Raw genomic sequence first — 11,717 nt, forward strand, 5'->3', positions numbered from 1 at the left:
CCGGCTGCCGTACGGGGTGGACCTGGCCGTCGTACGGGGTGGACCTGGCCGCCATTGCGCGGTGGTCCCCCGGACGGGTGACGGCCGTGGAGTTGTCCACAGGCGGTTGTCCACAGGGGTGGCCGGTCGGCCCGCGCGTTGGCACAGTGGTGGGCATGCGGGGGTGGTGGCAGGACCTCACCGATCTGGTGCTGCCGGCCGAGTGCGGAGGCTGCGGAAGGCCTCGCACGGTGCTCTGCCCGGAGTGCCGTGCCGCCCTGAGCGGGGACGCACCGCGCCGGGTGCGACCGGATCCGGAGCCGCCCGGGCTGCCGGTGGTGCACGCGGCGGCCCCATACGAGGACGAGGTGCGCGCGACGCTCCTCGCTCACAAGGAACGGGGGGCACTGACACTTGCGACACCTTTGGGAACGGCCCTGGCGGGGGCTGTACGGGCAGGGCTGGGGCGTCCGCACCTCCCTGTCCCGGAGGGGCTGCCCACGGCCTCGGACGGTCGGCTGAGGGGCGGCAACGGGCAACTGCGGCTCAGGGGTGGTCACGGGCGCGCGTCGCTTTCCGGTACAGGGCCTCTGCTGCTTGTTCCCCTGCCGTCCTCGCGGCAGGCGGTACGGGCGCGGGGCCATGACCCGGCGCGGCGGATCGCACTCGCGGCGGCGGGGGAGCTGCGGCGCACGGGGACACCGGCCCGGGTGCTGGCCGTGCTGCGGCAGCGGCGCGCCGTGGCCGACCAGTCGGGGCTCAACTCGCGGCAGCGACTGGACAATCTCGCGGGCGCCCTGGAGGTGGCCGCCGGAGGTGTCCGGCTGTTGGCGAGCGGGGGCCGGGTCGTACTCGTGGACGACCTGATGACGACGGGTGCCTCGATGGCGGAGGCGGCACGTGCCGTACGGGCGGCGGTGGCGCGCGTCGATCCGTCCCTGGACGTCGATGCATGCGTCGCGGAAGCGGGGGAAGCAACGGGAGAACGGATGACCGAGGCAACGACAGCGGATACCGATCGGACACAAGCAGCCCGGGGAATGGCGGGTATGAGCGGAGTCGGCGACATGATCTGCGCGGCTGTGGTCGCGGCCCCGCCGGACTCTTTCGAAATAAACCGGAACTGACCGGGAACTTCCATCGTTGCAGGTAATGACCAGGTCAATTCACCTGAACGGAGGTACGCCGCAGTAGAGGGTGACGACATCCGTCCAGGCGAGATATGTTCGGTTGTGAGGCAATGGCGCAGGCCGTACCTCGCCCATCCGAATGTTGTGCTGCGGGTTTCTGAATCACCCGTAGCGGTGGGGTGTAGATCTTGTCCATGGGGGAGGAGGAGGTGAAAGTCACCAAGTCCGAGGTTCCGGCACTCACCGGGGCCTGGTGCAAAAGGGAGACGCTCCGCCAGTGCAGCGGAGCAATCCGGGAACGGAGTTCTGCGTGGACATCGTCGTCAAGGGCCGCAAGACCGAGGTGCCCGAGCGGTTCCGCAAGCACGTGGCCGAGAAGCTGAAGCTGGAGAAGATCCAGAAGCTCGATGGCAAGGTGATCAGCCTCGACGTGGAGGTGTCCAAGGAGCCCAACCCCCGGCAGGCCGACCGTTGCGACCGAGTGGAGATCACGCTCCACTCCCGCGGGCCGGTGATCCGGGCGGAGGCGGCGGCAAGTGACCCGTACGCGGCACTCGACCTGGCGGCGGACAAGCTCGAAGCCCGCCTGCGCAAGCAGCACGACAAGCGCTACACCCGCCGCGGCAACGGCCGGCTCTCGGCCGCCGAGGTCGCCGACCACGTCCCCGGCGCCGCGACGCTCAACGGGAACGGGACCGTCGTCCACGAGGACGACACGGACAGCGTGCCGACGAAGAAGATCGGCTCCCTCGAGGTCATGGGCGAAGGCCCCCTCATCGTTCGCGAGAAGACCCACGTGGCCGCCCCGATGACGCTCGACCAGGCGCTCTACGAGATGGAGCTGGTCGGGCACGACTTCTATCTCTTCGTCGACTCCGAGACGAAGGAACCCAGTGTCGTCTACCGGCGGCACGCATACGACTACGGCGTCATCCACCTCAGCACGGACCCCATGGTCACCCAGGCCGGACCGGACGCGCCGGGCGGTGCGCTCGGCGGCTGACCCGCCCCGATGACGGCTGAGCCGGTGCCCCTGGAGCGCGCGTGCGCCCCCAGGGGCACCGGTGTGCGACCACTTCGCGACCCGCTCTGTCACCCCACTGTCGTCCGGGCATGGAATCATGGCCGAACCGGCCCCAACCGGTGGGTCGTTGCCTCGGATTGGCGATGGCACAGGAACGCAGGCCACGGCCTTCAGGGGGAGGAACGATGGCGGACAGCTTCGGACCGATGCGTGACGGGGATGCCGGCGGCGTCGTCGGCATGGGCCCGGACGCGGGCTCTCCACGCAAGGAGCCCATTCGGGTCCTCGTCGTGGACGACCATGCCCTCTTCCGCCGCGGTCTGGAGATCGTGCTCGCGGCCGAGGAGGACATCCAGGTCGTCGGCGAGGCGGGTGACGGGGCGGAGGCGGTCGACAAGGCCGCAGACCTGCTCCCCGACATCGTGCTGATGGACGTACGCATGCCGAAGCGGGGCGGCATCGAGGCGTGCACCTCCATCAAGGAGGTGGCTCCGAGCGCGAAGATCATCATGCTGACGATCAGCGACGAGGAAGCCGATCTCTACGACGCGATCAAGGCGGGCGCGACCGGCTATCTCCTCAAGGAGATCTCCACGGACGAGGTGGCCACGGCCATTCGTGCGGTGGCGGACGGGCAGTCGCAGATCAGCCCGTCGATGGCGTCGAAACTTCTCACCGAGTTCAAGTCGATGATTCAGCGGACGGACGAGCGTCGGCTCGTGCCCGCGCCGCGGCTCACGGATCGCGAGCTGGAGGTTCTCAAGCTCGTCGCGACCGGGATGAACAACCGGGATATCGCCAAGGAGTTGTTCATCTCCGAGAACACCGTGAAGAACCATGTGCGCAACATCCTGGAGAAGCTGCAACTGCACTCCAGGATGGAGGCGGTGGTCTACGCGATGCGGGAGAAGATCCTCGAGATCCGGTGAGTCGGCGCCAGGCCGGTCAGGCAGGTCACTCCGGCCAGTCAGGTCAGGCCAGTGCGCGGCTGAGTTCCTTCGCGAGGGGCTCGCGGAGGTCCGGGGCATCCACCCGTTCCACGCGTACGTTTGTGCAGTCCACCCAGCTCGCTGCCTCCAGCAGGGCCTGGGCCACGGCAGGGACCGCCTTGGCGCCGTCCAGCGTGACCTGTTTGGCGACCAGGGTGCGGCCCTCGCGGGCGGGGTCCACGCGGCCGACGAGCCGGCCTCCGGCGAGGACCGGCATCGCGAAGTAGCCGTACACCCGCTTCGGCTTGGGCGTGTACGCCTCCAGACGGTGGGTGAAGCCGAAGATCCGCTCCGTGCGGGCCCGCTCCCAGATGAGTGAGTCGAACGGGGACAGCAGCGTCGTACGGTGGCGGCCGCGCGGCGGAGTCTCCAGAGCCGCCGGGTCCGCCCACGCGGGCTTGCCCCAGCCCTCCACCGTCACCGGGACCAGGCCCGAGTCCGCGATCACCGCGTCGACCTGATCGCCCTTGAGACGGTGATAGTCGGCGATGTCCGCGCGCGTGCCGACGCCCAGTGACTTGCCGGCCAGGCCGACCAGGCGGCGCAGGCACTCCGTGTCGTCCAGCTCGTCATGGAGCAGGGACTCGGGGACGGCGCGCTCGGCGAGGTCGTACACCCGCTTCCAGCCGCGGCGCTCCGTGCACACCACCTCGCCGTACATCAGCGCGCGCTCTACGGCCACCTTGGTGCCCGACCAGTCCCACCACTCGCTGGTCTTCTTCGCGCCGCCCAACTCCGTGGCCGTGAGGGGACCTTCGGTGCGGAGCTGCTTGATGACCTGGTCGTAGGTGCCGTCCGGCAGGTCGTGGTTCCAGTGCGGGCGGGAGCGGTAGGCGCGGCGGCGGAAGGCGAAATGGGGCCATTCCTCTACCGGGAGGATGCAGGCGGCGTGGGACCAGTACTCGAAGGCGTGGGTGTCGGTCCAGTAGGCCCGGTCCACGGCTTTGCGGCCTACCGCGCCCAGGCGGGCGTACGGGATGAGTTCGTGGGAGCGGGCCAGGACGGAGATCGTGTCGAGCTGGACCGCGCCGAGGTGTCGCAGGATTCCGCGGACGCCGGCCTTGCGGTCGGGGGCGCCCAGGAAGCCCTGGGCCCGTAGGGCGATGCGGCGGGCTTCTTCGGCGGAGAGGTCGGCGGTGGGACGCGGGAGGCTCGTCATGGTCCACACGGTAGGCGGTGCCACTGACAGTGGACTCGCCCCCGCCGGCCCTACCCGTCCCCTCCCGGGGGCTCCGCCCCAACCCCCGCCAGGGGCTGAGCCCCCGGACCCCCGGCGGGGCTTCGCCCCCGGACCCCCGGCGGGGCTTCGCCCCTGCGCCCCCGGACCCCGCCAGGGGCTGCGCCGCCCCGCACTTCCGGCGGAGCTGCCACTCCTGCACCTTGGCGGGCTGCGCCCTCCGGCCCTCTGTGGGGCTTCGCCCCTGCACCCCACTTGGACTGTGCCCTTCGACCCCCTGTGCGGCTTCGCCCCCGCACCCCCGGCGGGGCCGCGCCCCTGGAACCCCGGGGTGAGGTTTCGTCTCCGGACTCCGTCAGGGGGTTGTGTTTCCCGGACTGCGTCGGGGCTGCCGTCCCAAATCACCACAGGGCCCGCCCCACCCCGACGGGGCTGCGGGGCGGGCCCCGCCAAGGCCGCGCCCCGGGTCCCCGCGGGGCTGCGCCCCTGCACTCTCCAGGGGCTGTCGTCTCGAACCCGCTTCGGGCTGATGGGGTCTGGAGTTGGCCTTGGACGGTGGGTGGGGTGGAGGGGTGCTTCACGGAGTGGGGGGAGGGGCCGGCAAGTACGGGGCCGTTGATGGCAGGCCCAGGTCTGAGGGGAGCAGGGAACCGATCCAGCAGTCGCGGCGTACGCCTTTGTTGTTGAGGGCGGAGCGGAGGGTGCCTTCCAGGGTGAAGCCGGCGCGTTCGGCGACCGCGCGGGAGCCCTTGTTACCGACCTCGGCGCGCCATTCCAGACGGTCGACGGCGAGGCTCGTGAAGGCCCAGCGGGCGGCGGTGACGGTGGCCTCGGTGATGTAGCCGTTGCCGCGGTGCTCCTTGGCCGCCCAGAAGCCGACCTCGCCGACGCCCAGGGAACGCATGCTGATGGAGAGCATGCCCGCCAAGTCCCCCGACAGGAGGAAGGCACCGAAGGTGAACATGGAGCCGTCCGCCCAGCCGTCCGGCACCATCTGGTCCGTGAAGCCCGCCGCATGCTCGTGGAGGTAGGGCGAGGGGATCGTGGTCCAGCGCTGGATGTCGGGGTCCTGGACGGCTTCGTACACCGCGTCGGTGTCGTGCGAGTCCACGGCGCGCAGGAGCAGCCGGTCGGTGGTGAGCGTGACGGGGTCCATCGGCCGATTCTGCTAGGGCCGCCGAAAGGGCGCCATTCCTTTGCGGCGAGTGACGGTTCGGTTACTTTTCGCAGCGCGGGTACGGCACCTTCCGCAACCCCCGTCCGTTGTCCTAGTGGCTGTCACTGGCAGACCTCCCGGCGCGGTGGGGTCCTCGCTTACGATGGCCGTTGCTCAAGCTGTGATTTGAATCTGACATTGAACCCGACCGTCCCAGGCCCGACCGGCAAGGAGACAAACCCCCGTGTCCGTCCTCTCGAAGATCATGCGTGCAGGCGAAGGCAAGATCCTGCGCAAGCTGCACCGCATCGCGGACCAGGTCAACTCCATCGAAGAGGACTTCGTCGACCTCTCCGACGCCGAGCTGCGCGCCCTCACTGATGAGTACAAGCAGCGGTATGCGGATGGGGAGAGCCTGGACGACCTGCTCCCCGAGGCCTTCGCCACCGTGCGGGAGGCCGCCAAGCGCGTCCTCGGTCAGCGTCACTACGACGTGCAGATGATGGGTGGCGCCGCGCTCCACCTCGGCTACGTCGCGGAGATGAAGACCGGCGAGGGCAAGACCCTCGTCGGCACGCTGCCCGCGTATCTGAACGCCCTCTCCGGAGACGGCGTTCACCTGATCACGGTCAACGACTACCTGGCCGAGCGCGACTCCGAGATGATGGGTCGCGTCCACAAGTTCCTGGGTCTGAGCGTCGGCTGCATCCTCGCCAACATGACGCCGGCCCAGCGCCGCGAGCAGTACGCGTGCGACATCACGTACGGCACGAACAACGAGTTCGGCTTCGACTACCTTCGCGACAACATGGCCTGGTCGCAGGACGAACTCGTCCAGCGGGGCCACAACTTCGCGATCGTCGACGAGGTCGACTCCATCCTCGTCGACGAGGCCCGTACGCCGCTCATCATCTCCGGCCCGGCCGACCAGGCCACCAAGTGGTACGGCGACTTCGCCAAGCTGGTCACCCGGCTGAAGAAGGGCGAGGCCGGCAACTCCCTCAAGGGTCTCGAGGAGACCGGGGACTACGAGGTCGACGAGAAGAAGCGCACCGTCGCCATCCACGAGCCCGGCGTCTCCAAGGTCGAGGACTGGCTGGGCATCGACAACCTGTACGAGTCGGTGAACACGCCGCTGGTGGGCTACCTGAACAACGCCATCAAGGCCAAGGAGCTCTTCAAGAAGGACAAGGACTACGTCGTCATCGACGGCGAAGTCATGATCGTCGACGAGCACACCGGCCGTATCCTCGCCGGCCGCCGCTACAACGAGGGCATGCACCAGGCGATCGAGGCGAAGGAAGGGGTGGACATCAAGGACGAGAACCAGACGCTCGCCACGATCACCCTGCAGAACTTCTTCCGCCTCTACGGCAAGCTCTCCGGCATGACCGGTACGGCGATGACCGAGGCCGCCGAGTTCCACCAGATCTACAAGCTCGGCGTCGTCCCGATCCCGACCAACAAGCCGATGGTCCGCAAGGACCAGTCGGACCTGATCTACCGCACCGAGGTCGCCAAGTTCGACGCGGTGGTCGACGACATCGCCGAGAAGCACGAGAAGGGCCAGCCGATCCTCGTCGGTACGACGTCGGTCGAGAAGTCCGAGTACCTTTCGCAGCAGCTCTCGAAGCGGGGCATCCAGCACGAGGTGCTGAACGCGAAGCAGCACGACCGTGAGGCCCCGATCATCGCCCAGGCCGGCCGCCGGGGCGCTGTGACCGTCGCCACGAACATGGCCGGCCGAGGCACGGACATCAAGCTCGGCGGCAACCCGGACGACCTCGCCGAGGCGGAGCTGCGTCAGCGCGGCCTCGACCCCGAGGAGCACATCGAGGAGTGGGCCGCAGCCCTCCCCGCGGCCTTGGAGAAGGCCGAGCAGGCCGTCAAGGCGGAGTTCGAAGAGGTCAAGGAGCTCGGCGGCCTCTACGTGCTGGGCACCGAGCGCCACGAGTCGCGTCGTATCGACAACCAGCTGCGCGGTCGTTCCGGCCGTCAGGGCGACCCGGGCGAGTCCCGCTTCTACCTGTCGCTCGGTGACGACCTGATGCGGCTGTTCAAGGCCCAGATGGTCGAGCGCGTGATGTCGATGGCCAACGTGCCGGACGACGTGCCGATCGAGAACAAGATGGTCACGCGCGCGATCGCCTCCGCCCAGTCGCAGGTCGAGCAGCAGAACTTCGAGACGCGCAAGAACGTCCTGAAGTACGACGAGGTGCTCAACCGGCAGCGCGAGGTCATCTACGGCGAGCGCCGCCGCGTCCTGGAGGGCGAGGACCTCCAGGAGCAGATCCTGCACTTCATGGACGACACGATCGACGCCTACATCGCGGCCGAGACCGCCGAGGGCTTCGCCGAGGAGTGGGACCTGGACCGGCTGTGGGGCGCCTTCAAGCAGCTCTACCCGGTGAAGGTCACCGTCGACGAGCTGGAGGAGGCGGCCGGTGACCGTGCCGGTCTGACCGCCGAGTTCACCTCCGAGTCCATCAAGGACGACATCCACGAGCAGTACGCGGCCCGTGAGGAGCAGCTCGGCTCCGAGATCATGCGGGAGCTGGAGCGGCGGGTCGTCCTGTCGGTCCTCGACCGCAAGTGGCGCGAGCACCTCTACGAGATGGACTACCTCCAGGAGGGCATCGGCCTGCGCGCCATGGCGCAGAAGGACCCGCTGGTCGAGTACCAGCGCGAGGGCTTCGACATGTTCTCCGCCATGATGGACGGCATCAAGGAGGAGTCCGTCGGCTATCTGTTCAACCTGGAGGTCCAGGTCGAGCAGCAGGTCGAGGAGGTCCCGGTCGAGGACGCCGCGCCGTCGCTGGAGAAGAAGGAGGACGTCGTGCCCGCGGGTGCGCGTCCCGAGATCCGCGCCAAGGGGCTCGACGCCCCGCAGCGTCCCGACCGGCTGCACTTCTCCGCGCCGACCGTGGACGGTGAGGGCGGCATCGTCGAGGGCGACTTCGCCAGCGACGACGACGAGCCCGTGCGTTCCGAGGCGGACGGCCTCACGCGCGCGGAGCGCCGCAAGCAGCAGAAGAGCAACGGGCGGCGCCGCAAGAAGTGACCGATCGGCTCGCGAGAGCTGACGAGAGCTGAGTGGTGGTGAAGGGCCGGGCACCTGTGGGTGCCCGGCCCTTTGCGTTGCTCAGTGCGGGTTCAGGGGCCCGCGGGACTTGCCAGGGGGGTGTTCCGGGCCCCAGGGCCCGCTCAATCGTCGTCCGGGCGGGGCATGCGGGGGCCGCCCAGTTCCACCGCAGTGCAGCGCCAGCGGAGGTCGGGGCCCTGTTCCAGGCGGAAGGCCATCGCGCGGAGCCGGTCGCCCGCGCCGATGCGGGCGAAGGCCTCGATCGCGCCGGGCCGTGGCACGTAGTAGCCGATGTCGCGGACGACCGGGCGGGTGCCGTGGGTGCGCAGGGGGCCGCGTTCGGCGAGCCAGGCCAGCTCGTCGTAGGCCCGGCCCGCGGTGTGGCGCAGCATGCAGTGGACGGGGCGTTGGCCGCTGAGCACGGCGAGGAGGCGGTCGGCGAAGAGGTCGGTGGGGCGGGGCTGCGGCGGCGGTGAGGACCGCGGCGACGGCCGTGGGTGGTCGGCCGGTGGGGGCAGGAGGAGGGTGCGGGATGCGGCCTCCGCCGGGGGCGCCTGTGGTGGGCTGTCTCCCGGGGCTGGGCGGGGTGCGCCCGCGCCCGGGGTGCGCGGTGGTGTGGTGTTGGGGCGGCGGGTGTCGTGGCGGCCGGGTGGGCGGGTGCCCGGGCGGCGCTTCGTCCTGGTCATCACCTTGTTCATGCGTCGTCCCCGTTCATGCGTCGTCCCCGTTCGCCGTGACCGGTTGATACCGGGCGGTAACTTCGTGTTGGGGATCTTCTACGAGGCGGGAGCGGGCCCCCGCAAGGACGCTCGGCGCGCGCCGCGGCGGCCGGAAGGTTCACCTATCAGAGTGAGCGGGAGGGGTGGGAGGCCTGGCGGGGCAGGGATGCACCGGGTGAATCGCGGGCCGGGGGTGGACGCCGTACGAGGGAGGGACCGGGACCCGAAAGGGGACGCCCGCACGTATCCTGAAGGCCTTCCCGGGAGGCGCGGGACCGCCCTTCCGGGAGCCCTCCGACCCGGGAACCCTCCCGACTACGAAAGCGGCCAGCCATGCGCGTCTACGTCCCCCTGACCCTCTCCGGTCTCGCCGAGGCGTACAAGACGGGGGAGCTGGCGGCGGGACCGGTCGTCGCGTACGCCGTCACACCCGCGTTGCGCGAGTGGTACCTCTCCGACGACATCGAGGAGCTCGAGTACGCGGCGCTGAACCGGGCCGCGCTGGCCTCGCTGCGGCTGCTCGCGGGGGAGCCGGGCGCTGTGCGGCGGCGGGTGGTCGTCGCGGTCGACGTGCCCGACCGGGCCGCGGTCGCCGATCCCGACCGGGGGCTCGATCCGGTGGCGCTCGGTGAGGTGCGGGTGTCGGGTCCCGTGGCCCTGTCCAAGGCGGCCGCGGTGCACGTGGACGCCGATGACGCCGGGGAGGACGTCTCGGCCGCCGTGGACGCGCTCGGGGCGGCCGATCACGGGGACGACGACGCGCAGTTCATCGTGGACGGGGCCGAGGACCACGAGTTGTTGTGGTTCGCGACGCAGGAGATTCCCAACCTGGTCGGGCTGGAGGACTGAGCCTGCGCCGAGGGGCGTTGTCAGTGCGGGCGGGTAGTTTCTTGGTATGGGGAAGCAGGGCGCAGCAGCGCACATCGTGTGGGACTGGAACGGGACGCTGTTCCACGACAACGCCGCGATCATCGGAGCGACGAACGCGGCGTTCGCCGAGTTGGGGTTGGAGCCGCTCACGCTGGAGCGGTACCGGGAGCTGTACTGCGTGCCGGTGCCGAAGTTCTACGAGCGGCTGATGGGACGGCTGCCGACCGATGCCGAGTGGGAGGTCATGGACGAGACCTTCCATCGGTACTACGCGGAGCACCGCATCACGTGCGAGCTCACCGAGGGGGCGACGACGCTGCTCGCGGACTGGCGGTCGGCGGGGCGCAGCCAGTCGCTGCTGAGCATGTATGTGCATGAGGAACTGGTGCCGCTGGTCAGGGGGTTCGGGATTGAGCCGCACTTCGTGCGGGTGGAGGGGCGGGTCGGACCGTCCGGCGGCAGCAAGGCCGAGCACATGGTGCGGCACATAGGTTCGCTCGCGGGCGTGGACCCGGAGCGCACGGTGGTGATCGGGGACGCCGCCGACGACGCGGTGGCTGCCCTGCACGTGGGGGCGCGGGCCGTGCTCTACACCGGCGGTTCGCACAGCCGCGCCAGCCTCGAAGGGGTCGGCGTGCCCGTGGTGGACAGCCTGGAGGAGGCGGTCGAGGAGGCCGAGCGACTGATGGCGGCGTAGGCCTGTTGTTCGAGCTCGCTGACCGGGGTGTGCTGCGGCGCCCGGGGTGTGCGGCGCCCCTCGCCGGCGGGGCGGCCGCATGCCCGGTTCAGATCTCGCCGGTGCTGAGCCGCGTACCCGGCTCACACCTCCCACGCCACCGCCCCCGAGTCGATCAGTCCACCGGTGCCTTCGTCCTCAGTACCGTGAGGAACTCGCGCATCCAGGCCGGGTGGTCCGGCCAGGCGCGGGCCGAGACGAGGGTGCCGTCGACCACCGCCTCCGCGTCCTGGAAGGTCGCTCCGGCGGCCTGCATGTCCAGTTCCAGTGCCGGGTAGGCGGTGACGCGGCGGCCGCGCAGGGCGTCGGCGGCGGCCGTGAGGAGTGGACCGTGGCAGATCTGGGCCACGGGCTTGTCGGCGTCGAAGAAGGACTTGAGGATCTTGCGGAGTTCGGGGTCGTTGCGGAGGTACTCGGGCGCGCGGCCGCCCGGGATCACCACGGCGGCGTACTGACCGGGGTCGACCTCCGAGAACGCGAGGTCGGCGGGCCAGGTGTAGCCGGGCTTCTCCGTGTACGTGTCGAAGCCGGGTTCGAAGTCGTGGACCACGAAGCGGAGCTGCTTGCGGGTGGGGGCCGCGATGTGGACCTCGTAGCCCTCCTCGCGCAGGCGCTGGTAGGGGTACAGGACCTCCAGTGATTCCGCCGCGTCGCCGGTGACCATAAGGATCTTCGGTGTCATGTCGGTGCCGCTCCCTTCAGTGGAGCTTCGGTGGAGCTTCAGCGGGTCCCAGCAGGTCCCGGCAGGTCCCAGCGGGACTTCAGAGGGGCTACAGCTCTATTCCGCCTCTGCCCCACCGTCCTCGTCAACGTGGTGCCGCAGGAGAGGGTTACCGGAGGACTGCATGTCCCCGT

The 11,717-nt window shown here is 69.8% G+C and carries 10 protein-coding genes; 6 read left to right on the plus strand and 4 right to left on the minus strand.

Annotated elements, in window-relative coordinates:
- Positions 1-155: 155 nt before the first annotated feature.
- The 3 genes from SMIR_RS23005 (at position 156) to SMIR_RS23015 (ending at position 3,062) form a co-directional block, all read left to right on the plus strand.
- Positions 156-1,106, plus strand: coding sequence for a ComF family protein (locus tag SMIR_RS23005; protein ID WP_168492182.1), 951 nt, complete (start codon positions 156-158; stop codon positions 1,104-1,106).
- Between the two features lie 313 nt (positions 1,107-1,419).
- Positions 1,420-2,112 (plus strand): ribosome hibernation-promoting factor, HPF/YfiA family, encoded by a 693-nt coding sequence (hpf, locus tag SMIR_RS23010; protein WP_373306561.1) that lies wholly within the window; start codon positions 1,420-1,422, stop codon positions 2,110-2,112.
- Positions 2,113-2,318: 206 nt separating this feature from the next.
- The gene (locus SMIR_RS23015; RefSeq protein WP_168492179.1) at positions 2,319-3,062 is read left to right on the plus strand and encodes a response regulator; all 744 of its coding nucleotides are present in this window, start codon (positions 2,319-2,321) and stop codon (positions 3,060-3,062) included.
- Between the two features lie 43 nt (positions 3,063-3,105).
- On the opposite strand, the gene SMIR_RS23020 is transcribed toward SMIR_RS23015, so the two are convergent.
- Together SMIR_RS23020 and SMIR_RS23025 are read right to left on the minus strand one after the other, a co-directional pair.
- The gene (locus SMIR_RS23020; protein WP_168492177.1) at positions 3,106-4,281 is read right to left on the minus strand and encodes a winged helix-turn-helix domain-containing protein; all 1,176 of its coding nucleotides are present in this window, start codon (positions 4,279-4,281) and stop codon (positions 3,106-3,108) included.
- Between the two features lie 595 nt (positions 4,282-4,876).
- Positions 4,877-5,455 carry a GNAT family N-acetyltransferase gene (locus SMIR_RS23025; RefSeq protein WP_168492175.1) on the minus strand — a complete coding sequence of 193 codons (579 nt, stop codon included), beginning with the start codon at positions 5,453-5,455 and terminating at the stop codon, positions 4,877-4,879.
- Positions 5,456-5,699: 244 nt separating this feature from the next.
- Between SMIR_RS23025 and secA the strand changes: the two genes are divergently transcribed.
- A complete protein-coding gene (gene secA, locus SMIR_RS23030) occupies positions 5,700-8,516 on the plus strand; it encodes a preprotein translocase subunit SecA (RefSeq protein ID WP_168492173.1) in 2,817 nt (938 codons plus the stop codon).
- A 143-nt stretch (positions 8,517-8,659) separates the two neighbouring features.
- Here secA and SMIR_RS23035 read toward each other — a convergent pair whose 3' ends face one another.
- Positions 8,660-9,235 (minus strand): Rv3235 family protein, encoded by a 576-nt coding sequence (locus SMIR_RS23035; protein WP_212727312.1) that lies wholly within the window; start codon positions 9,233-9,235, stop codon positions 8,660-8,662.
- Between the two features lie 354 nt (positions 9,236-9,589).
- Between SMIR_RS23035 and SMIR_RS23040 the strand changes: the two genes are divergently transcribed.
- The gene (locus SMIR_RS23040) at positions 9,590-10,105 is read left to right on the plus strand and encodes a DUF6912 family protein (protein WP_054229599.1); all 516 of its coding nucleotides are present in this window, start codon (positions 9,590-9,592) and stop codon (positions 10,103-10,105) included.
- Between the two features lie 46 nt (positions 10,106-10,151).
- A complete protein-coding gene (locus SMIR_RS23045) occupies positions 10,152-10,823 on the plus strand; it encodes an HAD family hydrolase (protein WP_168492170.1) in 672 nt (223 codons plus the stop codon).
- A gap of 154 nt (positions 10,824-10,977) precedes the next feature.
- Here the strand turns inward: SMIR_RS23045 and SMIR_RS23050 are convergent, their stop codons facing one another.
- A complete protein-coding gene (locus SMIR_RS23050; RefSeq protein ID WP_168492169.1) occupies positions 10,978-11,544 on the minus strand; it encodes a DJ-1/PfpI family protein in 567 nt (188 codons plus the stop codon).
- Positions 11,545-11,717 lie beyond the last annotated feature (173 nt).

Source organism: Streptomyces mirabilis, from assembly GCF_018310535.1.
Lineage (GTDB): Bacteria > Actinomycetota > Actinomycetes > Streptomycetales > Streptomycetaceae > Streptomyces.